This window comes from Nocardioides sp., from assembly GCF_031397825.1.
Taxonomy (GTDB): domain Bacteria; phylum Actinomycetota; class Actinomycetes; order Propionibacteriales; family Nocardioidaceae; genus Nocardioides.
Window position 1 is genome coordinate 1 of sequence record NZ_JANNML010000161.1, and the last position, 21,154, is coordinate 21,154.

A 21,154-nucleotide genomic window follows, 5' to 3' on the forward strand; every position below is an offset into this window, starting at 1 on the left:
GTGATCAAACGACTGACCACCGCCCGACACCCGACCCCCCACCACCCCCGACACCCCCCCCCGGCAGTCGAGCAACCCGCCTCACCCGAGACCGGTCACGTGACCGGCGGCAGCTCCACACCGTCACCGACGGCGACGATCCCCGACTCGAGCACCCGGCAGATCGATCCGCCGCGGCGCCGCAGCGCGACCTGCGCGTCGGGACCGATGGTGTCGTCGAGGAGCTTGCAGGGGGCGGCGACCCGCACGACCTCGAGCAGCAGGTCACCGATGCGGATCAGGCTGCCCGGCGCCTGGGGGATCTCGCCCGTCGACACCGTGATGTTGCGGCGCGTGAGCGCCGGGTCGATCGGCGAGCCGAAGACCTCCGACGCCTCGCAGATCGCCTCCAGGCTCTGGATGCTCACCTGCCGGTGCTTCGAACCTTCATAGCGGTCGCCCACGATCCCCCGCGCCTGCACCACCTCGGCCTGCTCGACCGACCGCATCGGCAGCCGACGCCCCTGGGCGACGTGGATGGACACGACGACGGGCTGGCTCACGCCCGCCATTGTGACGGGCAGACGTCAGGCCGAGAGGATCAGCCCGCTCGTGGGGACGCCCGTGCCAGCGGTGACCAGCACGTGAGCCGCGTCGGGCACCGGGTTGACCGAGGTCCCACGGATCTGGCGCACGCCCTCGGCGATGCCGTTCATCCCATGGATGTAGGCCTCTCCGAGCTGACCGCCGTGGGTGTTGAGCGGGAGCCGGCCGCCGATCTCGATCGCGCCGTCGGCGACGAAGCCGGGCGCCTCACCACGACCGCAGAAGCCGAGCTCCTCGAGCTGCATCAGCACGTAGGGAGTGAAGTGGTCGTAGAGGATCGCCATCGGCATGTCGTCGGGGCGCAGCCCTGACTGGCGCCACAGCTCGCGACCCACGACCCCCATCTCCGGGATGCCGATGTCATCGCGGTAGTAGGACGTCATCACGAACTGGTCGGCGCCGCTGCCCTGGGCCGCCGCGGCGACGTACGCCGGTGTCTGGGCCAGGTCACGCGCCCGCTCGGCCGACACCACGACGAGCGCGACTGCGCCGTCGCTCTCCTGGCAGCAGTCCAGCAGGTGCAGCGGGTCGGCGATCATCCGCGAGGCCTGGTGATCCTCGATCGTGATCGGCTTGCCGAAGAAGAACGCCTCGGGGTTGGTCGCCGCGTGTCGTCGGTCGGCCACCGCGACGGCGCCGAAGTCGGCCGAGGTGGCGCCGTACTCGTGCATGTAGCGCCGCGCCTGCATCGCCACCGTGGCCGCGGGCGTGCCGAGCCCCATCGGGTAGGTCCACGCGTTGTCGAGGCCGTTGGTGTTGACCTGCGTCGCAGCCGCGAGGGAGAACTGGCCGAAGCGGCTCTCCGAGCGCTCGTTGAAGCCGCGGTAGCAGACCACCACGTCGGCGACCCCGGTCGCGACAGCCATCGCCGCCTGCTGGACCGTCGCGCAGGCCGCCCCACCGCCGTAGTTGATGCGGCTGAAGAACCGCAGCTCCTTGATCCCGAGCTCCCGCGCCACGGCGATCTCCGAGGACGTGTCCATCGTGAAGGTCGTGAGCCCGTCGACGTCAGCAGGCGTCAGGCCGCAGTCGGACAGCGCGTGCTGCACCGCCTCCACGGACAGCTGGAGCTCCGAGCGCCCGGACTCCTTGGAGAACTCCGTCGCACCGATCCCGACGATCGCCGCCTTGCCCGACAGGCCGGTCACGCGGACACCCGCACGGTGCCGACCACGTGGTCGCCCAGCGACACCGAGCCCTTGACGTCGATAACGGCGACGCCGTCCTCGATCGAGGAGACCGTGCCGGAGAAGGTCAGGGTGTCGTAGGGGTAGGCCGGGGCACCGAGGCGGATCGCGATGCCCCGCACGTCGGTCTCGCCGCCGGCCCAGTCGGTGACGTAGCGCTCGACCAGCCCGGTCGAGGTCAGGATGTTCATGAAGATGTCCTTCGAGCCGTGCCCCTGGGCGAGGTCGCGGTCGTGGTGGACGTCCTGGAAGTCGCGCGTCGCGATCGCGGTGCTCACGATCAGCGTCGGCGTGATCGGCACGCTCCACTCGGGGATGGTGTCTCCGACGTTCACGCGGTCTCCTCCTCAGCACGGCGCCAGATCGGCAGGGTCAGGTCGTCGTCGACGCGGTTGAAGTCCACCCGCAGGCGCATCCCGATCTCGATCTCGTCCGCGGGTACGTCGGTCACCTGGCCGACCATGCGCACGCCCTCGTCGAGGTCGATCAGCGCCAGCACGATCGGCAGCTCCTTGCCCGGCACGGGCGGGTGCCGGTGGACGACATAGCTGAAGACGGTGCCGACGCCGGCCGACACCACGTGGCCCCGGTCGAGCGCTCCGCAGTCGGGGCACGCCGGACCGGGCGGGAAGCGCAGCTCGCCGCACGCGTTGCAGCTCTGCACCCGCAGCTCACCGGCCGCGGTGCCGTCCCAGAAGAAGCGGGAGTCGCGGCCGATCATCGGCCGGACGCTCATGAGGCCGCCTTCGGCACGAACTTCAGCACCCGGAAGAGCATCCGCGCGACGACCTCGCTCTGCCCATCGGGTGTGGCGACGTACCAGGTGTTGCGCGAGGTCACGAAGTAGCCGACGCCCATGCCGGTCGTCTTGGGCCCGACCACGGAGTCGAGAGCGGTGGTGACCCGAACCTGCTCGCCGACCCTGAGCGTGCGCTCGTAGGTCTGCTCGCAGTTGGTGCCGAGCACGGCGGTGTAGCCCGCGTCGGTGAGGACCTTCATCATGCCGTGCAGCGGGTCGTCGGCGGGCGGCTTGCCGCCCAGGCCGTACATCGTCCACACCTGCGCCATGGACGGCGGCGCCTCGCCGCCCTGCCAGCGCGGGTTGGTGTTGCCCATCGCCTCGACCCAGTTGTTGATCGTCGGCTGGTTGACCGGGTCGCGCGCCTCGCGCTCCGCAGCCTCGCCGAGCGCCTTGATCCGCTCGGCCTCGGCCATGATCTGCTCGTGGCCGTCGCTCACCGCGGCACCCGCGGCAGCCCCAGACCGAACATCGCGATGAGCTCGCGCTGCACCTCCTGGACCCCGCCGCCGAAGGTGAGCACCAGGTTGCGCTTGGCCTGCGCGTCCAGGTAGTCCAGCAGCGCGCGGGTCTCCTCCTCGGCCGGGTCGCCGTAGCGGTGCACGATCCCGACGAGGTCGGCGGCGAGGTGCTGCACCTGGTCGGCCGCGAAGACCTTGGACGACGAGGCGTCGCCGACCGAGACCTCGCCCGACGCGCCCGCACGCGCGACCTCCCAGTTGAGCAGCTCGTTGACGCGGAAGACCGCGGTGACGCGACCCATGACGTCGCGCACGTCGGAGCGGTCGATGACCCCGGCCTTGGTCGCCCAGTCGGCGACCCGGTCGCGCAGTCCCTCGATGCGCCCGGCCGGGCCGAGCATGACGCGCTCGTGGTTGAGCTGGGTGGTGATCAGCTTCCAGCCCTGGTTCTCCTCGCCGACCAGCATGTCGACGGGGACGCGGACGTCGTTGTAGTAGGTCGCGTTGACGTGGTGGGAGCCGTCGGCGGTGATGATCGGGGTGAAGGAGTAGCCCGGGTCCGTGGTGTCGACGATCAGGATCGAGATGCCCTTGTGCTTGGGCGCCTCGGTGTCGGTGCGCACGGCCAGCCAGACGTAGTCGGCCTGGTGCCCACCGGTCGTCCACATCTTCTGCCCGTTGACGACGAAGTGGTCGCCGTCGCGACGCGCGGTCGTGCGCAGCGCGGCCAGGTCGGTGCCGGCGTCGGGCTCGCTGTAGCCGATCGCGAAGTGGACGTCGCCGGCGAGGATCTTCTCGAGGAACATCTCCTTCTGCTTCTCGGTGCCGTAGCGGATCAGCGTCGGGCCGACGGTCTGCAGGGTCACGGCGGGCAGGTGCACGTCGGCGCGCTGGGCCTCGTTGGCGAAGAGCGTCTGCTCGATCTCGCCGAGCCCGTGGCCGCCGTACTCCTGCGGCCAACCGACGCCCATCCAGCCGTCGGTGCCCATCTGCTTGACCACGCGCTGGTAGGTCGGGCCGTGCCGGTCCCGGCCCATGTCGACGTGCTGGTCGTGCGAGGCCAGGCCGGTGAAGTAGTCGCGCAGCTCGCCCTTGAGCCGGCGCTGCTCCGCGGTGAGCTCGAGGTTCTTGGTGGTCGGGTCCTCGACCGGCACGTCGCCGGGCAGGCAGTCGAGCGCGTGCGCGATGTCGGTGATCCAGGAGAAGTAGTGGTGCAGCGGGTAGGTCTCGTCCACACCCATGCCACCGTGCAGGTGGTGGCAGGTGCGCAGGGCCTTCGGGCCTTCGGCCCCGATCCAGTACGACGTCACGGCGAGGTCGTCGGCCGCGTCCAGGCCTGCGCCCACCCGCCACGCGGCGTTCTCGGCGGCGAGGTCGATCGTGCGGGAGGCGATGTAGACGTCGGCGATCTGCATCGCGACGGCCTGGAACTCCGCGAGCGTCCGGCCGAACTGCGTGCGGCCCTTGATGTAGGTGGCGGTCAGGTCCCGTGCGCCGGCCACGACACCGGCAGCCGTCAACGAGAGGCCGGCCACGGCGTGGTCGACCAGCGTGCGCGCAGCAGCCGCGCCGCCGCCGAGGAGCTCGGCCGGCGCACCGTCGAGGACCACCGTGTGGGTGGTGATGCGGGCCGACGAGCCCGACTCGAGCAGCGTGACGCCGGGGCCGTGGGGGTCGACGAGCGCGACGACCACGTCGTCCCCGTCGAGGGCCGTCACGAGCAGGCGCGCGGCCTGGTCGGCGTAGGTCACCGCGATCTTGCGGCCCGTGACCGTGCCTGCGGTGAAGGTGGTGATCGGACGGTCCGTGATGGTGAGGCCCACCTCGCGCAGCGCCGGGGTCAGCAGCGTCTCCCCGGACGTGACGCCGGCCAGCAGCGCCTGCTGCTCGGGCGTGCCGTGGGCGGCAATGGTGAGCGTGGCGCAGCACAGCGTCTCCCACACGGGCAGGTGCACCCCACGCGCACCCGTCTCGCGCAGCAGCACGCCGACCTCGGCGAGACCGAGGCCCTCGCCGCCCTGTGTCTCGGGCACCGCGAGCCCGAGCATCCCGGCCGAGGCGAGCGCCGCCCAGTCGCCGTCCCGGTCGAGCGCCTGCCCGATGACGGAGCGCACCGCCTCGATGGACTCCTGGTCTGCGGGGGTGAAGCCGTCGGAAGCCACGTCGGTCTCCTGTGCATGTCGGGGTCGCTGAACAGCGAAACTGTAACCTGTTCTAGTCTAGGGGACCAGACACCGAGGGAGGGGCGATGGCCGTGTTCTCACCGGGCGCGCTCGTGCGTCGCCGGGTCTACATCCCGTGGGTGCGCATCCCCCCGGGCCGTCTGGTGGAGCTGCCCGGCCGCGGCGGGTCGACGTACGTCACCGACACGCCGGGCCCCTCGCCCGACTCCCCCACGATCGTGCTCCTGCACGCGCTCGGCTGCACCGGCCTGCTCACCTGGTTCCCTGCGATCGAGCCGCTCTCGCGCCGCTTCCGCGTCGTGACGCTCGACCAGCGCTGGCACGGTCAGGGCATCCGCAGCGAGGACTTCTCCCTGGTCGACTGCGCCGACGACGTCGCGGCACTCATCGACGTGCTCGGGCTCGAGGACGTGATCATCGCGGGCTACTCGATGGGCGGTGTCGTCGCCCAGCGCGTGTGGCGCCAGCACGCCGAGAAGATCCAGGGCCTGGTGCTCTGCGCGACGACCGACAAGTTCCAGCTCAACGCCGCTGAGCGACTCTTCTTCACCGGCATGGGCGCCACCATGCTCGGCGCCCGCGGCGTCTCGCGATCGCGTACGGCGCTCACGGCGGCCCGCGCGACCGCCCGTGCGCTCGACCTGGTGCCCGCTGACATCCACGAGTGGGCGATGCGTGAGTTCCGCTCGACGAGCCCGTGGGCGGTCGGTCAGGCGCTTGCGGCCCTGGGACGGCACCACTCCCGTCCGTGGCTCGGCCAGATCGACGTGCCGACCGCGGTCGTGGTCGGCACCCGCGACCGGGTCATCCCGGCGACGCGCCAGATCAGCCTCGCCCGAGCGATCCCCGGTGCCACGATCCACGACATCGACACGGGCCACGCCGGCTGCGTGCTCGAGGCGGAGAAATTCGTGCCGGCCGTCGTCGAGGCCGCGGCCACCGTCAACGCGCGCCGGCGCGACTTCCGGCGCACCTGATCATCGGCCCGACCTATCGGCCCGACCTATCGGCCCGCTCTATCGGCCCTGCTTCTTCGCGCGCGCCTTCTCCAACGGCGTCACGTCCTCGCTCGACGCCGCGACGGCGCGGCTGAGCCGCTCCAGCTCCAGGGGGAAGTGCTTGACCAGTGACTCCACGTCGGGCATCGACTCGCGACAGGCGATCACGCCCACGTGCAGGCGGCCGTCGTTGGACATGACCGTGATGTTGACGCCGGCGCCGTGGAAGACCGGTCCCAGCGGGTAGAGGCCGATGATCTGCGCCCCCATGAAGAAGAGCGGGAAGGGCGGACCGGGCACGTTGGAGATGACCAGGTTGTGGACCACCGGGTGCTTCTCGGCCAGGCGCAGGCCGGCGTAGGCGCGCACGGCGAGCCCGAAGGTGCGGGGGGCGGCGAACTCCGCCCAGTCCTGCAGCGCGTCGGCGCTGATCGCGTTGTGGTGCTCCTTGGCGTGCTGGTTGGACTGCGCCATCTCCTGGAGCCGCTCGAGGGGGTCCTCCACGTCCGTGCCCAGCCGCGCGAAGAGCGTGGAGACCTTGTTGGCCCCGCCGTCACGCTTCGACTGCTCGCGCACGCTCACCGGCACGGACGCCAGCAGCGAGCTGTCCGGGAGCTCGTCGCGCTCCTCGAGGTAGCCGCGCAGCGCTCCCCCGGCGAGCGTCAGCACCACGTCGTTGACGGTGGTCCCCGTGGCCCCCTTGACCTGGCGCACCGCCTCCAGGTCGAGGTCGACAACGCCGATCGTGCGGCGCCCGGTGATGGTGCCGTTGAACGACGTGCGCGGAGCCGTGAGCGGTGCGGCCATCGCCGTACCGGCTCGGGCGCGGCCGATCGTGCGCGTCACGCCCTTGGCGGTCGGGGCCAGGATCCGGGCGGCGTGCACGGGTCGGGTCAGGTTGGTGAGCACTGCGCGACCGAGCAGCTCGCGGGCCCCGGCCTCGCGGCCGTGCTTCTCCCCCGCCATCAGCGCCATCGGCGGAGCATCGGCCTCGAGCGCACACAGGTGGGAGATCAAGTTGGAGCCGGAGACACCGTCGACGGTGGCGTGGTGCATCTTGGTGAAGACCACGACCTTGTCGCCGTCGTCGTAGCCCTCGATCACCCACATCTCCCACAACGGGCGGGAGCGGTCGAGCGGCAGGGCCGCGAGGTGGGAGGTGAGCGCCGTCAGCTCGGCGTACCCACCGGGACTGGGCAGCGCCAGCCGGTGCACGTGGCGCTCGATGTCGAACTGCTTGTCCCGCACCCAGATCGGGTGGTCGAGCCCCAGCGGCACACGGCGCAGCTTGCGGGTGAACGCCGGGACGCCCTTGACCTGCTGGTTGATCGCCGCCTGCATCGAGGCGAAGGAGTACGGCGCCGGCATGGTCGCCGGGTCGAGCACGATCACCCCGCACACGTGCATGAGCTGGGCCGGCGTCTCGAGGTAGAGGAAGCTGGCGTCGAGGCCTGACAGGCGGTCCATGGTCGGCATCCTAGGCGTGGGAAGTAGAACGTGTTCTCAACGAGTCGTCTAGCCTGGTGTTATGGGGTTCCTTCGTCGCCAGGTCGTCATCGCTGCTCTCACGGCCAACGCCATCCGGCCCCTGCCGGGCTTCCGGGTCGGCATCCCGTCCTTCTTCGCCGGGTGGCTGACCGGTGAGCTCGCGCCCCAGGTGCTGGCGCTCACCGTGGCCGACGCGGCTGCCCACGCGACGGGGCGTCGGCGAGACCCGCTCGGGCTCGCCCTGGCGGGTGCCAGCGCCGCGGGGCTCGCCTTCCTGATCGACCAGGCGCGCCGGGTCGGCACCGAGGTCGAGGAGGCACTCGCGGAGGGCGTGGGCGTCGACTACGTCGAGCAGCTCGACCATGCACCGACGCCGGCCGACCTCGCCGTGCCGTGGCGCAAGCTCGTCTACCCCTTCCGCATGCGCAACGACCAGGTGCGCGTCGAGCGCGACATCGCCTACGACGACCACGGCAAGCGCGGCCTCCTCGACATCTACCTCCCGGCCGGTCGCCCGCCCCAGGGCGCGCCCGTGCTGCTGCAGGTGCACGGCGGAGGCTGGACGATCGGCAAGAAGGAGGAGCAGGGCATCCCGCTGATGCAGCACCTCGCCGCCAAGGGCTGGGTGTGCGTGGCGATCAACTACCGGCTCGCGCCGCGCGACCCGTTCCCCGCCCAGGTCATCGACGTCAAGCAGGCGATCGCGTGGATCCGCGAGCACATCGCGGCCTACGGCGGCAACCCCGACTACATCGCCATCACCGGCGGCTCGGCCGGCGGGCACCTGGTCTCACTGGCGGCTCTCACCGCCGGCGACCGGTCCTGGCAACCCGGCTTCGAGGATGCCGACACCTCCGTCCAGTGCGCGGTCCCCCACTACGGGATCTACGACTTCGCCGGCTCGACGGGCATCAAGAGCGCCATCTTGATGCGCGACCGGTTCCTGGGCCCCAAGGTCCTGGGCAAGCGCTGGGAGAGCGACCCCGACGCCTTCGAGGACGCCTCCCCGATCCTGCGGATCACGCCCGACGCCCCGGACTTCTTCGTGCTGCACGGCTCCCACGACAGCCTCGCCCACGTCGACCAGGCCCGCCTGTTCGTCGAGAAGCTGCGGCGCGTCTCCAAGCGCACGGTCGTCTACGCCGAGCTCCCGGGCGCCCAGCACGCCTTCGACGTCTTCCCCTCGATCCGCTCCTCGCACATCGTGCGCGCGATCGATCGTTACCTGCACTGGCACTGGAACACCTACCGCCGCGAGCACACCTGAGCCGAGTCGGCGCGATGTTGCTCACGCAACGCCGAGTCGGCGCGATGTTGCTCACGCAACGCCGAGTCGGCGCGATGTTGCACTGTCACCGCACGGAGACAGCCTCCTGGGCCGCCCGTTGCTGGCCACTCGACAACATTGCGCCGACTCGACCTCTAGCGCGGCAGCCCCAGGATCCGCTCACCGACGATGTTGCGCAGGATCTGGGTGGTGCCACCGGCGATGGACAGGCAGCGGGTGTTGAGCATCTCCCAGACCGCCGCCTGCACGTCCTCGTCCGGGGCGACCAACCGGTCGCCGTAGAGCTCCACCACCAGCTCGGCGCCGTCCTGGCGGTTGCGGACGCCGAGCAGCTTGGCGACGCTCGACTCCGCACCGGGGCCCTGACCGGCCAGCGAGCGGAGGGTGGAGCGAGTGCCGAGGAGCGAGCAGACCGTCGAGAGCGCGACCGCGTGACCGATCCGCACCCGCTCCGCCACGCTCACGCCAGCACCGCCGCCAGCCAGCGCCACCGCCCGCTCGGTGCTCTTGTCGAGCCGACTCGTCGCCATGGCGACCCGCTCGTTGGCCAGCGTGGTGCGCGCCAGGCGCCACCCGTCGCCCTCGCCCGCCACCAGGCAGTCGTCGGGCACGAGGACGTCGTCGAGGAACACCTCGTTGAAGAGCGCCTCGCCGGTGATCTCGCGCAGCGGGCGCACGTCGATGCCCTCGCTGCGCATGTCCACGAGGAAGTAGCTGATGCCCTTGTGCTGCGGGACGTCGGCATCGGTCCGGGCCAGGCAGATGCCCCAGTCGGCCTTCTGCGCGACCGACGTCCAGACCTTCTGACCGGTGAGCCGCCACCCTCCGTCGACCCGCACCGCCCGTGTGCGCAGCGACGCGAGGTCGGACCCGGACCCGGGCTCGGAGAAGAGCTGGCACCAGACCAGCTCGCCCAGCAGCGACGGCCGGACGAACCGCTCGACCTGCGCGGGCGTGCCGTGCTCGAGGATCGTGGGCAGCGCCCAGCCGGCGATCACGATGTCGGGTCGCTCGACCCCGGCGCGCGCGAGCTCCTGGTCGATGACCAGCTGCGTGACGGCGTCCGCGCCGAGCCCGTACGGCGCCGGCCAGTGCGGCGTCAGCAGCCCGGTGTCGACCAGACCGGCGCGCAGCCCGTCGGCACCCGCCCCGGCGACCCGGTCGACCAAGGCCGCGATGTCCGATCGCACGGCGTCATCGCGCCCGTCGAGGTCGACGGCGACCCGGCGCCGGGCCCCCGCCACGGCACGCGTGGTCAACGACAGGGCCGCCTCGTCCGCCGAGCCCAGCAGACCCCGCAGCGCCAGCGCCCGGCGCAGGTAGAAGTGCGCCTCGTGCTCGTAGGTGAACCCGATGCCGCCGAGCACCTGGATGCAGCTCTTCGCCACCGACACGGCGCCGTCGAAGGCCACCGCTGAGGCGACATCGGCCGCGAAGGCCCACTGCTCGTCGTCACCCGACGCCGCGGACGCGACGTCCCACGCCGCCGCCGTGACGGCCTCGGCGGTCTCCAGCATCTCGGCACACAGGTGCTTGATCGCCTGGAAGGAGCCGATGGGCCTGCCGAACTGCTCGCGCACCTTGGCGTAGTCGACCGCCGTCTGCAGGCACCACCGCGCGACACCAGAGGCCTCGGCCGCGGCGAACGTGACCGCCGTACGACGGACCAGGTCACCGCTCAGCCCCGCCACGCGGACGACGCCCGGGCCCTCGAGGTCGACCCGCGCCGACCCGTGGCGCCGCGTCAGGTCGAGCCCGAGCGACCCGGACACGTCGGCGGCTGCGGCGGGCACGACGTACCACTGGTCGTCGGGGTCGCTGACGAGCAGGTGGTCGGCGCCGGGCGCGTCCCAGACCACGGAGGGCGCCGGGTCCAGCGCTAGCCCGAACGACGACCCGGACCCCAGCAGACCCTGCAGCGCCGGGTTCGACGACATGAGCGGTGCGAGGACGGACGTCGCCACCACGGTGGACAGCAGCGCCCCCGGCACCAGCTCGTGCGCGCAGGCCTCGAGCGCGACGGCCACGTCGAGAGGTGTCCCGCCGCCGCCACCCGCCGCCTCCGGAAGACCGATGGTCGCGACCCCCATCTCGACGACGGAGGTCCACACGTCGCCGAAGGTCGCGCAAGGCTGGTCGTCCACCGCGCGACTGGCGTCGATGCCCTCGAGCGAGCCCGCCCACTTGCGCAGGCTGGCCGCCAGCTCGACGTGCTCGTCGGAGATTCCGATCGACATGCGGGGCCTTTCTGGGGGAGAGCAAAACTAGAACGTGTTTCATATTCTAGAGTCACGGTCGTGTCCGACACCAGCATGACCCCAGCCATGAGCCCAGCCATGAGCCCAGACCTGCTCACCCACGCCCTCGCCGCCAAGGGCTTCATGCCGGAGGACGAGGGCCTCCTGCTCCACCGGGTGGCCCGCGAGCGGCTGATCCACGGACCCGCGCTGGAGGTGGGGACCTACTGCGGCAAGTCCGCGATCTACCTCGGAGCCGCGGCCCGCGAGGTGGGCGGGACGGTCTTCACCGTCGACCACCACCGCGGCTCGGAGGAGAACCAGGCCGGGTGGGAGCACCACGACGCCTCGCTCGTCGACCCGGAGACCGGACTGATGGACACCCTGCCGGTCTTCCGCAGGACGATCGCGGCCGCCGGCCTGGAGGACCAGGTCATCGCCATCATCGGCAAGAGCCCCACCGTGGCCGCCCTGTGGCGCACCCCGCTCTCGCTGCTCTTCATCGACGGCGGCCACGCCGAGGTGCACGCCCAGGCCGACTACACCGGCTGGGCCCACTGGGTGATGCCCGGCGGCAGCCTGGTCATCCACGACGTCTTCGAGCACCCGGCCGACGGTGGCCAGGCGCCCTTCCACATCTTCCGCCGCGCGCTCGCTAGCGGGGCGTTCGTCGAGGCCGACGCCCTCGGCTCGATGCGGGTCCTGCGCCGCCTCACCGGCGACGCAGGCCACCCCGTCGGCTAGGCCCGTCGGCTAGGCCCGTCGGCCGGGCCCGTCGGTCAGACCAGGTCCCCCACCGCGCACTCGCACTCGAGCATGAGCTCGGCGAAGTGCGGCGCCAGGGACGTGCCACGCATGATGCCCGACCCCGCGGTGCTGTGCCCGTGGGTCTCCCCGAGGGCGTCGATCGCGAGGATCACCGCAGCTGCGGTGTACGTCGTGTGCTCGTGCGGCCAGTTGACGTCGTCGCCGTAGACCCAGCCGGTCCAGTACTTCCCGTCCTCACCGCGCAGGTGCTGCATGTCACTCACGAGCGCCCATGCCCGACGGTGGTCGCCGATCGCGTCCAACGCCATCGCCAGCTCGCAGGTCTCCGCGCCGGTCACCCACGGGTTGGTGTCGACGCAGTGGATGCCGAGACCCGGGACCACGAAGTCGCTCCAGCGGGTCTCGAGCAGCGCGAACGCCTCCGCACCGCGGACGGCCCCACCGAGGACCGGGTAGTACCAGTCCATCGAGTAGGTCGCCTTGTCCTCGAAGAGGTCGGCGTGCTCGCGGATCGCGTGGCCGAGGCGACCACCGGCGATCTCCCACTCCGGCTGCGGGTCGTCGAGCAGGTCGGCCAGGGCCACGCCGGCGCGCAGCGAGTGGTAGACGCTCGAGCACCCGGTGAGCAGCGAGAAGCTCTCGGTGGGTGTCCACCTGATGCCGCCGAACGCGACCTGCTGCGACACGACCCAGTCGAGACCGGCGCGCACCGAGGGCCAGTAGCGACGCACGAAGCCGATGTCACGGCGTACGAGCCAGTGGTGCCAGACGCCGACCGCGAAGTAGGCAGACATGTTGACCTCGCCGCGCGGGTCGTCGACCTCGCCCGCCACGATCTTCATCGGCCACGAGCCGTCCTCGCGCTGCATCGTCGGCACCCAGGCGTAGGCACGCTCGGCGGCCTCCACCTCGCCGCCGACGAGCAGCGCCATGGCGGCCTCGACGTGGTTCCAGATGTCGACGTGCTCGCCCACCGTCCACGGGATCGCCCCGCACGGCTCCTGCATGGCCGCGATCGACGCCGCGGTCTCCGCGACCTGGGCCGCGGTCAGGATGCCGTCGACGTAGGGGATCCGCGCCAACGGGTCAGACATCGCCGTCCAGGACTGCGGTCTCGGGCTTGCGGAAGTAGAGCACCATGGACTTGCCGATCATCGGGTCGAGGACCTTGCCGGCGAGCTGGAGCGCCTTGGGCTGCTTCATGATCTCCCACACCAGGAGCTTGTGGTAGGCCTTGGCGAGCGGGTGCTCGTCGTTCTCGACGCCGACCGCGCACTTGATCCACCAGTAGGGCGCGTGCAGCCCGTGGGCGTAGCCCTTGCCCTCGAAGACCATCGCCTCGCCAGGCGTGCCGTCGTTGAAGCGGCCGGCCTTGGTGACCTTGTCCACCAGCTCGTGGTCGGTGTAGATCCGGATGTGGCCGCCCTCGGCGTTGTGGTAGTCGTCCGACAGCTTCCAGTTGATGACCTCGGGCAGCCAGCGCGGCACGGAGATCGCCAGGGTGCCGCCGGGCCGCAGCACGCGGACGAGCTCCTTGATGGCCTCGACGTCGGCGTGGATGTGCTCGAGCACCTCGGCCGCGACGATCCGGTCGAACTCGCCGTCGGCGAAGGGGAGCTGGAGCGCGTCGCCCTGCTTGATGTCGGCCTCGGCACCCACGGGCACCTCACCGGCCTCCTTCATCGCGGAGAAGAGCTCGAGCACGCCGGCGAGCTCGTCGGCGTCCATGTCGAACGCCACCACGTCTCCCCCGCGGCGATACATCTCGAACGCGTGACGTCCTGCGCCACACCCCATGTCGAGGACCCGGTCGCCGGGCTTCAGGCCCAGACGGTCGAAATCAACGGTCAGCAAGGTTCTTCCTCTCGGTTCCTGCGGTGTCCGCGCTGGTGGCGCGCTCCTGCTCGAAGTCGGCGATGACCTCGGCGTAGGCCTGGGCGACGGTCGCGGCGACCGCCCGCCAGCTGAAGAGCTCCTCGACCCGCTGACGACCGGCGGCGCCCATGCGCTCACGCTTGGCGGGGTCGTCGAGCAGTCCCTCGATCGCGGCCTTGAGCTCACCGACGTCGCCGGGGGTGACCACCTCGGCGCACAGCCCGTCGGGGCCCACCACCTCGGGGATGGCGCCGGCGCGGGAGACGACCAGCGGCGTCGCGCAGGCCATCAGCTCGGCGGTCGGAAGGGAGAATCCCTCGTAGAGCGAGGGCACGCACGCGAGCTCGGCCGAGCCCATGAGGTCCACGAGCTCCGCCTCGCTGACGCCGTGGACGAAGCGCACGGAGTCGCCGATCGAGAGCTTCTCGATGAGCTTCTCGGTGCGACCGCCGGCCTGCGGCTTCGTGACCAGGATGAGCTCGACGTCGCGCTCGGTGCGCAGCTTGGCGAAGGCCTCCAGGAGCGTCGCGATGCCCTTCATCGGGGCGTCGGCGCTGGCCATCGCCATGATCCGGCCGGGGACGCGCGGCTTGGTCGGCGGCGTGAAGCCGTCGTCGACGCCGAGCAGGATCACCTGCATCTTGGCGGGGTCCACGCCGAAGTCGGTGGCGATGTCGCGCTTGGAGGTCTCCGAGGGCGTCATGATCTTGCGTGCCTGACGGGCCACCTTGCCCTGCATCCGCAGGAAGCCGTACCAGCGACGCAGGGTCACCTTGCGCCACGGGTTGCGGGTCTGGGCCAGGTCGATGCGCCGATCGAAGGTGATCGGGTGGTGCAGCGTGGTGATCAGGGGCAGGCCGAGCTTCTCGATGTCGAGCATGCCGTAGCCCAGCACCTGGTTGTCGTGGGCGATGTCGAAGTCACCGACGCGCTCGGCGAGCAGGCGCGCGACCCGCTTGGAGAACGTCTTCGGCTCGGGGAAGCCCGCGGCGCACATCGTGGCGAACTCCTCGACGTCGATCAGGTCGCGGAACTCGCGAAGCTTGGGCACCCGGAAGGGGTCGGGCTCGCGGTAGAGGTCGAGGCTGGGCACCTTGGTGAGGGCGACGCCCTCGTCGAGGTCGGGGTAGGGCTGTCCGGAGAACACCTCGACCGTGTGGCCGAGGCGGGTGAGCTCACGACTCAGGTGACGCAGGTAGATGCCCTGGCCCCCACAGTGCGACTTGCTGCGGTAGGACAGCATGGCGATGCGCACGCGTCACGACCTCTCTCTGGGTAACGGTGATGCGACCTCGGGGGCCGCATCGACATCCGGACACTCGCCGGAAGACTGACACGCCGGGCCGGACGAAGTGGAACGTGTTCCTATTATGACCCACTCGTTGCTAGCCTGATGACCTGAATCATCCAACACCACCGAGGTCCTCGGCACATTCCACCGTCGCTACGTGCCGAGCACCCCCGAGCACAAGGAGTCCCTTGTGAGCAGTGCCAACTCCCTGACGGTGGACGATCTCGGATCTGCTGCCCAACGTGACCGCCGCAAGCGCATCCTCGACGCCACCTACGAGCTCGCCCGCGAGGGCGGCTTCGACGCGGTCCAGATGCGCGCCGTCGCCGACAAGGCGGAGGTGGCACTCGGGACGCTCTACCGCTACTTCCCCTCCAAGATCCACCTGCTGGTCTCGGCGCTCGCCAGCGAGTTCGAGCACGCAGAGGCGGCGTTCCGCGACAAGCCGATCCCGGGTGACACCAGCTCGGAGCGGGTCATCTTCGTGCTCAAGAAGACCACCCGAGGTCTGCAGGGCGACCCCCACCTCACCGAGGCGCTGACCCGGGCCTTCATGTTCGCCGACGCGTCCGTGGCCAACGAGATCCACTCGGTCGGCATGCTGCTCAGCTCGATGCTCACGCAGGCCATGCACCCGGGCGCGACCGAGCTGACCGCTGACGACGTCGCGATCGCCCGCGTCATCGGTGACGTCTGGCTGTCGGCCCTGGTGGCCTGGGTCACCGGTCGCTCCACGGCCGCCGAGACCGGGGCCCACATGGAAAACGCCGTTCGACTCCTCCTGCGCGACTGACCGACGTCCGACCTGCCAGACTTCCCTCTCCGGCAACCGGTCTCGGGAGGTGACGTGAGTCCTGTTCGTGCCCATGTGGGCGACCTGCGGCCGATCTACGCGATCATGCGGCGCATCAACACCGGCGCCGACGTGCAGTCGGTCCTCGAGGCGGTCGCCGAGGGGGTCGCCACGGCGGTCGGCTTCGAGGTCGCCGCGATCAGCTGCCTCACCCGCGACCTCGAGCTCGAGGTCGTCACGGTCGCCGGCAGCACCGAGGCGCGTGACCAGCTCGTGGGCAGCCGGGTCCCCCTCCCCGAGATGGAGCAGGAGCTCGCCCTCGCCGAGCCGCTGGGCTCGCTTCTCTTCATCCCCGCGGAGCGCTTCGCCGACGCACCGACCACCGGCTGGATCCCGGAGGTGGAGCACGCGGGTGATGACCACGACACCGCTGCCGACCGCTGGCGTCCCGAGGACACGCTGCGCTCACCCCTCCTGTCCCCGGACGGCGAGCTGCTCGGCCTGCTCTCCGTCGACCTCCCCGTCGACGGGCAGCGCCCCGATGCCACACGCCGCGAGCTGCTGGAGATGTACGCCGAGCTGGCCGGCGTCGCGCTCAGCAACGCCCAGCGCGCCACCGAGCTCGAGGACCAGGTGCGGCTGTCCCGCGCCGTCGAGGCCATCAACAGCACCGCCGCCGCGTCGCTCGCCGTCGCCCACATCGTCGAGAGCAGCGTGGCCCCGATCGCGGAGGCACTCGCCGCCGACACCGTGTGGCTGCGGGTCTTCGGCGACGGAGGTGTGGCTGACCAGGGGCAGGCCGCGCGCCACCCGTCCGACGGCAACGGCGTCGCGACGTCCCCCGTCCTCGAGGTCGCGGCCGGCGATGCGCGGGCTGCCTGGGCCGAGGGCGTCGTCGTGCTCGCCCGGGTCAGCGAGGACGGCTCGATCGGGACCGCCGAGCGCGCTCCGGTGGCCGGCTTCGGCCAGCACGAGTTCACCGGGGCGCGTCCCACGCCCACCGCGGCCGGGCGGGTCCCGGTCGCCGGGGGCGCAGCCGGCTGGGTCCATCGTCGGGAGACGGCAGCCCGGCCCGCCAGCGCGGACCAGTCCCAGGTCGTCGAGTTCCTCCGGGGCACCAACGCCGACAACGTCCTCCTCGCACCGCTCGGCGCCGGACCCGACTGTCTCGGCTACCTCGTCGCCGTACGCCGTCGCGAGCTGGCCGACTGGTCGGCCTCGGAGGTGCACGCGGCCGGACAGGTCGCGCGCAACCTGGGGCAGGCCGTCCTCAACGCGCGCCTGCTCGAGCACGAGCAGGTCCTGGTGGCGCAGCTCGAGAGCCTCGACCACTACAAGAGCGACCTGATCTCCACGGTCTCCCACGAGCTGCGCACTCCGCTGACCTCGATCTCGGGTCACCTCGAGCTGATCGAGGACGATCCGGCCGGGGCCACCGCAGCCAGCTTCGAGGTGGTGCGGCGCAACCTCGAGCGTGTGCTGTCGCTCATCGACGACCTGCTCACCCTCAAGCGGCTGACCGACTCCGACGCGCCCGTCACCACCGGGGTCGTCGACCTCCAGCAGGTGGCGATCGACGCCGCCTCGGCCTTCCGACCCAACGCCGTCGAGGCGGGTGTCACGCTCGTCGTCGTGCCCAGTGGCGGGCCGCTGCTGATCAGCGGCGACCGCGACGAGCTCGAGCGGGTGGCACTCAACCTGGTCGGCAACGCCGTGAAGTACAGCCGCCGCGGCGACACGGTCACTGTCTCCACCGAGCGCACCGAGCGCTTCGTGCGGCTGGTCTGCCACGACACCGGGATCGGCATCAGCAAGGCCGACCAGGAGGAGCTCTTCACGGAGTTCTTCCGCTCCACCAACCCCGACGCCCTGACCCAGCCGGGCACGGGACTGGGCCTGAGCATCGTGCGCCGCATCGTGCAGCGGCACGGCGGGTCGATCCGGCTCGAGTCCGACCTCGGGGTCGGCAGCACCTTCACGGTGCGTCTCCCGCTCAGTCGGGTGATCAGCTAGGGCATGCCCGAGAGCCCGCGACCGACCATCTCGACGAGGTCGGCGACCGACTCGCACACCATCGTCGGACGGTAGGGGAAGTGCTCGATCTCGTGCGGCTTCGTCGATCCGGTCGTCACCAGGATCGTGCGGATGCCGGCCTCGAGACCGCTGATGATGTCGGTGTCCATCCGGTCACCGATCATCACGGTGGTCTCGGAGTGCGCGTTGAGCCTGTTGAGAGCCGAGCGCATCATCAGCGGGTTGGGCTTGCCGATGAAGTAGGGCTGGCGCCCCGTGGCCGTGCTGATCAGCGCGGCCACCGACCCGCACGCCGGCAGCTTGCCCTGCTGGCTCGGGCCGCTGGCGTCGGGGTTGGTCGCGATGAACCGCGCTCCCCCGTCGATCAGCCGGATCGCCTTGGTGATCGCCTCGAACGAGTAGGTGCGGGTCTCGCCCAGCACCACGTAGTCGGGGTCGCGGTCGGTCATCACGTAGCCCACGTCGTGCAGCGCCGTGGTCAGCCCCGCCTCCCCCACGACGTACGCCGTGCCCTCCGGCCGCTGGTCGAGCAGGAACTGGGCGGTGGCCAGGGCGGAGGTCCAGATCGACTCCTCCGGCACGTCGATGCCGCTGCCGAGGAGGCGCGCACGCAGGTCGCGCGGGGTGAAGATCGAGTTGTTGGTGAGGACCATGAAGTCCAGCCCCGACGCCTTCAACGCGTCGACGAACTCCTGGGCCCCCGGGATCGGGACCTCTTCGTGCACGAGGACGCCGTCCATGTCGGTCAGCCAGGTCTCCACCGGTCGATGCTCCATGGACACATCATGGTGCAAGCCGGGACGACCACCCGTCAGACGGTTGCCTGCTCGCTCGCGCGCAGCACCTCGAAGGGCTCCGCGTAGAGGGTGTGGGTCAGCTGCCGCGCCCAGTAGCGCGCACTCGCCACGACGAGGTCGGGCTCGAGGTAGTGCCGCGTCGCCTGGGACCGGTAGTGGGCCAGGACGCCGACCTTCTCGTGGATGGTCGCGTCGACGGCGACGAACTTGGTCGGGGCGAACTCGTTGCGCGACGACGGCGACTGGTAGCAGAACAGCTGTGGCACCCGGCGTGCGGCGATGACCGCCGCTCGGTGGACGGCACGGTGGTCCTGGTGGTTGTCGGCGGACGAGTGCACGTAGACGGTGGTGGGTCGGACCGTGGCGATCACGCCCTCGATGAGGGTGATCATGTCGGGGGCGTCCTCCATCCGGGTGTCGGGCAGGTCCCCCATGAGGAGCTCCGCGGACATGGCGACAGCAGCGCCGACGGCCTCGCGGCGCCGGTCCTCGCGGTGCCCACCCACGGCCCCCCGGCTGAGCGTCAGGACGCTCACCGGGTGCCCGAGGCTCCGGTGGCGCAGCAGCGTCGCACCGGCGCCGATCTCGACGTCGTCCGGGTGGGCCCCGACTGCCAGCACCCGTTCGCCACTTCGGCCGACCTGCGCGGCGAGCAGCTCCGCGACCGCCTGCTCGTCGTGCGGGTCCACGACCTCGGACAGCCCGGCGCGCAGCGCACGCAGCAACCCGTTGGCGCCGGAGCCCGCCCCGGCGAGCACGCAGACCCGGGTCTGGGGCGCCATGGCACGCACCACGTCGAGGGTGCCGACGGTGGTGTCGTCGAGGAGGTCCACGTCGACGAGGAGGAGGAGGGCCGGTGCGCCGGAGACCTCGATCATCTCGGGCGTCTCCGCGGGGGTCAGCCGCAACGGCAGGTTGCCGGCCTCGGCCAGTCCGCCCATCAGGGCGTCGAGGGCGCCGGCACCCCAGACGAGGACGACCTGCTCCGGGCCCGCGGCCTCACGCACGATCCCCGCGGGCAGAGGCACAGCGGACGACGGCGCTCCGAGCGCGCTCATGACAACCTCCTCAGTCGACGGGCCGCGAGCCTACGCGACCCTCGGCTACTGCCCGAGGAACTCGGCCGTCGAGCCGCCGAGGTCCATCGCCGGCAGGCCGAGCTTGCGGTGGTCCCAGCTGCGGGTGCGGACGGCGTCGAGGCGCACCACGACGCGGTTCTTGGCCATCAGCTCGACGAAGGGCTTGAGCTCCTCGGTGTAGGGCGCGTTGTAGCGCTCGAAGACGTTGACGCACACGTCCCACACGACGTCGGTGTCCTCGATGACCTCGGCGGTCCCCTCGAGGGCGACGCCGCGCAGCTGGTCGTAGGTGTTGCCGGTCTCGACGAGGAAGCTCATCGTGGGGTCACGGCGCAGGTTGACGACCTTCTGCGACTTGGCCTTGGTCTCGATCCAGACGTGACCGTCGACGTAGGCGTACCACATGGCCACGAGGTGCGGCCGGCCCTGCGGACCGAGCGTGGCGATGGTCGCGTTGCGGCGCTGGGTGAGGAAGGTGTCGACCTCGTCGTCGGACATGACGATCTGCGAGCGTTGGTTGGCCATGAGCAGGTTCAGCCTCCGAAGGCGTGGGTCGAGGTGACGCCGCCGTCGACAGCGATCTCGGCGCCGTTGATGTAGGCCGACTCGTCCGAGCCGAGGAACACGTAGAGCGGCGCGATGTCCTCAGGATGCCCGACGCGGCGCAGCGGCACCTTGGACGCACCGAACTCCATCGCGGCGTCTCCCCCGTGCACGCGGGTCATCGGGGTGTCGATCATCCCCGGGTGCACGGAGTTGACCCGGATGCCCTGGGGACCGAGCTCCATCGCCGCGCACTTGGTCATGCCACGGATGGCCCACTTGGTGGCGGCGTACGCCGTGCAGCCGGCCATGCCGGCGAGTCCCTCGACCGACGAGGCGTTGATGATCGAGCCGCCGCCGTTCTTCCGCATGGTGCGCGTGACGGCCTGCATGCCCAGGAAGCACCCGAGCTGGTTGATCCGCCAGAGCAGCTCGACCTCGTCGGCAGCCTGGCGCTCGATGTCTCCGAAGCGCAGGATCCCCGCATTGTTGGCCAGGATGTTGACCGGACCGAAGCGGGTGTTGACGTCCTCCACCACCGCGGTCCACGACGCGGCGTCGCTGACGTCGTGGTGCACGAAGTGGGCGTCCGGACCCAGCTCGTCGGCCAGTGCCTGCCCCTCGTCCTTGGCGATGTCGGCGATCAGGGTGCGAGCGCCCTCGGCCACGTAGGCGCGGGCGATGCCGGCCCCCTGGCCCTGCGCGCCGCCGGTGACGATGGCGACCTTGCCGTCGAGTCGACCCATGG

20 protein-coding genes are annotated in these 21,154 nt (G+C 70.9%); 5 read left to right on the forward strand and 15 right to left on the reverse strand.

Annotated features, from left to right (window positions below; all coding sequences use genetic code 11):
- Window positions 1–95 precede the first annotated feature (95 nt).
- The 6 genes from RMN98_RS13885 to RMN98_RS13910 are packed head-to-tail and all read right to left on the reverse strand — an operon-like array spanning window position 96 to window position 5,194.
- Entirely contained in the window at window positions 96–542 is a 447-nt protein-coding gene (locus RMN98_RS13885; protein ID WP_309649414.1) for an MOSC domain-containing protein, read from the reverse strand.
- Between the two features lie 24 nt (window positions 543–566).
- On the reverse strand, window positions 567–1,733 hold the full coding sequence (locus RMN98_RS13890) for a lipid-transfer protein (RefSeq protein ID WP_309649415.1): 1,167 nt from the start codon (window positions 1,731–1,733) through the stop codon (window positions 567–569).
- Window positions 1,730–2,107 (reverse strand): MaoC family dehydratase, encoded by a 378-nt coding sequence (locus RMN98_RS13895; RefSeq protein WP_309649416.1) that lies wholly within the window; start codon window positions 2,105–2,107, stop codon window positions 1,730–1,732. Before RMN98_RS13895 ends, RMN98_RS13890 begins: the two co-directional genes overlap by 4 nt.
- Complete coding sequence (locus RMN98_RS13900; protein WP_309649417.1) at window positions 2,104–2,508, reverse strand: Zn-ribbon domain-containing OB-fold protein; 405 nt, start codon at window positions 2,506–2,508, stop codon at window positions 2,104–2,106. The genes RMN98_RS13895 and RMN98_RS13900 overlap by 4 nt, the downstream gene beginning before the upstream one ends.
- On the reverse strand, window positions 2,505–3,011 hold the full coding sequence (locus RMN98_RS13905; RefSeq protein WP_309649418.1) for a MaoC family dehydratase N-terminal domain-containing protein: 507 nt from the start codon (window positions 3,009–3,011) through the stop codon (window positions 2,505–2,507). The genes RMN98_RS13900 and RMN98_RS13905 overlap by 4 nt, the downstream gene beginning before the upstream one ends.
- On the reverse strand, window positions 3,008–5,194 hold the full coding sequence (locus RMN98_RS13910; RefSeq protein ID WP_309649419.1) for an acyl-CoA dehydrogenase: 2,187 nt from the start codon (window positions 5,192–5,194) through the stop codon (window positions 3,008–3,010). The genes RMN98_RS13905 and RMN98_RS13910 overlap by 4 nt, the downstream gene beginning before the upstream one ends.
- A gap of 86 nt (window positions 5,195–5,280) precedes the next feature.
- Here RMN98_RS13910 and RMN98_RS13915 point away from each other — a divergent pair, with 86 nt between their 5' ends.
- Complete coding sequence (locus tag RMN98_RS13915; RefSeq protein ID WP_309649420.1) at window positions 5,281–6,192, forward strand: alpha/beta hydrolase; 912 nt, start codon at window positions 5,281–5,283, stop codon at window positions 6,190–6,192.
- A gap of 39 nt (window positions 6,193–6,231) precedes the next feature.
- Here RMN98_RS13915 and RMN98_RS13920 read toward each other — a convergent pair whose 3' ends face one another.
- A complete protein-coding gene (locus RMN98_RS13920) occupies window positions 6,232–7,680 on the reverse strand; it encodes a wax ester/triacylglycerol synthase family O-acyltransferase (protein WP_309649421.1) in 1,449 nt (482 codons plus the stop codon).
- Between the two features lie 61 nt (window positions 7,681–7,741).
- On the opposite strand from RMN98_RS13920, the gene RMN98_RS13925 reads away from it, so the two are divergent.
- Window positions 7,742–8,968, forward strand: coding sequence for an alpha/beta hydrolase (locus RMN98_RS13925; RefSeq protein WP_309649422.1), 1,227 nt, complete (start codon window positions 7,742–7,744; stop codon window positions 8,966–8,968).
- 155 nt (window positions 8,969–9,123) lie between these two features.
- On the opposite strand, the gene RMN98_RS13930 is transcribed toward RMN98_RS13925, so the two are convergent.
- Window positions 9,124–11,226 carry an acyl-CoA dehydrogenase gene (locus tag RMN98_RS13930; protein WP_309649423.1) on the reverse strand — a complete coding sequence of 701 codons (2,103 nt, stop codon included), beginning with the start codon at window positions 11,224–11,226 and terminating at the stop codon, window positions 9,124–9,126.
- 99 nt (window positions 11,227–11,325) lie between these two features.
- On the opposite strand from RMN98_RS13930, the gene RMN98_RS13935 reads away from it, so the two are divergent.
- A complete protein-coding gene (locus RMN98_RS13935; protein ID WP_309649424.1) occupies window positions 11,326–11,970 on the forward strand; it encodes a class I SAM-dependent methyltransferase in 645 nt (214 codons plus the stop codon).
- 35 nt (window positions 11,971–12,005) lie between these two features.
- Here RMN98_RS13935 and RMN98_RS13940 read toward each other — a convergent pair whose 3' ends face one another.
- Genes RMN98_RS13940 through RMN98_RS13950 form a run of 3 tightly spaced genes read right to left on the reverse strand, consistent with a single transcriptional unit; the run spans window position 12,006 to window position 15,124 of the window.
- On the reverse strand, window positions 12,006–13,088 hold the full coding sequence (locus RMN98_RS13940) for a prenyltransferase (RefSeq protein ID WP_309649425.1): 1,083 nt from the start codon (window positions 13,086–13,088) through the stop codon (window positions 12,006–12,008).
- On the reverse strand, window positions 13,081–13,848 hold the full coding sequence (locus RMN98_RS13945) for a methyltransferase domain-containing protein (protein ID WP_309649426.1): 768 nt from the start codon (window positions 13,846–13,848) through the stop codon (window positions 13,081–13,083). The genes RMN98_RS13940 and RMN98_RS13945 overlap by 8 nt, the downstream gene beginning before the upstream one ends.
- Window positions 13,835–15,124 (reverse strand): glycosyltransferase family 4 protein, encoded by a 1,290-nt coding sequence (locus tag RMN98_RS13950; RefSeq protein WP_309649427.1) that lies wholly within the window; start codon window positions 15,122–15,124, stop codon window positions 13,835–13,837. Before RMN98_RS13950 ends, RMN98_RS13945 begins: the two co-directional genes overlap by 14 nt.
- A gap of 193 nt (window positions 15,125–15,317) precedes the next feature.
- Between RMN98_RS13950 and RMN98_RS13955 the strand changes: the two genes are divergently transcribed.
- Both RMN98_RS13955 and RMN98_RS13960 read left to right on the forward strand, forming a co-directional pair.
- Entirely contained in the window at window positions 15,318–15,953 is a 636-nt protein-coding gene (locus RMN98_RS13955) for a TetR family transcriptional regulator (RefSeq protein WP_309649428.1), read from the forward strand.
- Window positions 15,954–16,007: 54 nt separating this feature from the next.
- Window positions 16,008–17,966: an ATP-binding protein gene (locus tag RMN98_RS13960; RefSeq protein ID WP_309649429.1), complete on the forward strand. Its 1,959-nt coding sequence runs from the start codon at window positions 16,008–16,010 to the stop codon at window positions 17,964–17,966.
- Here RMN98_RS13960 and RMN98_RS13965 read toward each other — a convergent pair.
- The 4 genes from RMN98_RS13965 to RMN98_RS13980 are packed head-to-tail and all read right to left on the reverse strand — an operon-like array spanning window position 17,963 to window position 21,152.
- Window positions 17,963–18,763: an HAD-IIA family hydrolase gene (locus tag RMN98_RS13965; RefSeq protein ID WP_309649430.1), complete on the reverse strand. Its 801-nt coding sequence runs from the start codon at window positions 18,761–18,763 to the stop codon at window positions 17,963–17,965. The genes RMN98_RS13960 and RMN98_RS13965 overlap by 4 nt on opposite strands.
- 35 nt (window positions 18,764–18,798) lie before the next feature.
- On the reverse strand, window positions 18,799–19,842 hold the full coding sequence (locus RMN98_RS13970) for a PIG-L deacetylase family protein (RefSeq protein WP_309649431.1): 1,044 nt from the start codon (window positions 19,840–19,842) through the stop codon (window positions 18,799–18,801).
- 45 nt (window positions 19,843–19,887) lie between these two features.
- Window positions 19,888–20,388, reverse strand: a complete 501-nt coding sequence (locus tag RMN98_RS13975) for a PPOX class F420-dependent oxidoreductase (RefSeq protein ID WP_309649432.1) — start codon at window positions 20,386–20,388, stop codon at window positions 19,888–19,890.
- A gap of 8 nt (window positions 20,389–20,396) precedes the next feature.
- On the reverse strand, window positions 20,397–21,152 hold the full coding sequence (locus tag RMN98_RS13980) for a glucose 1-dehydrogenase (protein WP_309649433.1): 756 nt from the start codon (window positions 21,150–21,152) through the stop codon (window positions 20,397–20,399).
- Window positions 21,153–21,154: the final 2 nt, after the last annotated feature.

Bases quoted from the DNA above. Each gene is read 5' to 3' on its own strand.
- RMN98_RS13900 (WP_309649417.1), bottom strand. From the start codon at position 2,508: ATGAGCGTCCGGCCGATGATCGGCCGCGACTCCCGCTTCTTCTGGGAC.
- RMN98_RS13915 (WP_309649420.1), top strand. From the start codon at position 5,281: ATGGCCGTGTTCTCACCGGGCGCGCTCGTGCGTCGCCGGGTCTACATC.
- RMN98_RS13920 (WP_309649421.1), bottom strand. From the start codon at position 7,680: ATGGACCGCCTGTCAGGCCTCGACGCCAGCTTCCTCTACCTCGAGACG.
- RMN98_RS13925 (WP_309649422.1), top strand. From the start codon at position 7,742: ATGGGGTTCCTTCGTCGCCAGGTCGTCATCGCTGCTCTCACGGCCAAC.
- RMN98_RS13930 (WP_309649423.1), bottom strand. From the start codon at position 11,226: ATGTCGATCGGAATCTCCGACGAGCACGTCGAGCTGGCGGCCAGCCTG.
- RMN98_RS13935 (WP_309649424.1), top strand. From the start codon at position 11,326: ATGAGCCCAGACCTGCTCACCCACGCCCTCGCCGCCAAGGGCTTCATG.
- RMN98_RS13940 (WP_309649425.1), bottom strand. From the start codon at position 13,088: ATGTCTGACCCGTTGGCGCGGATCCCCTACGTCGACGGCATCCTGACC.
- RMN98_RS13965 (WP_309649430.1), bottom strand. From the start codon at position 18,763: ATGGAGCATCGACCGGTGGAGACCTGGCTGACCGACATGGACGGCGTC.
- RMN98_RS13970 (WP_309649431.1), bottom strand. From the start codon at position 19,842: ATGAGCGCGCTCGGAGCGCCGTCGTCCGCTGTGCCTCTGCCCGCGGGG.
- RMN98_RS13975 (WP_309649432.1), bottom strand. From the start codon at position 20,388: ATGGCCAACCAACGCTCGCAGATCGTCATGTCCGACGACGAGGTCGAC.
- RMN98_RS13980 (WP_309649433.1), bottom strand. From the start codon at position 21,152: ATGGGTCGACTCGACGGCAAGGTCGCCATCGTCACCGGCGGCGCGCAG.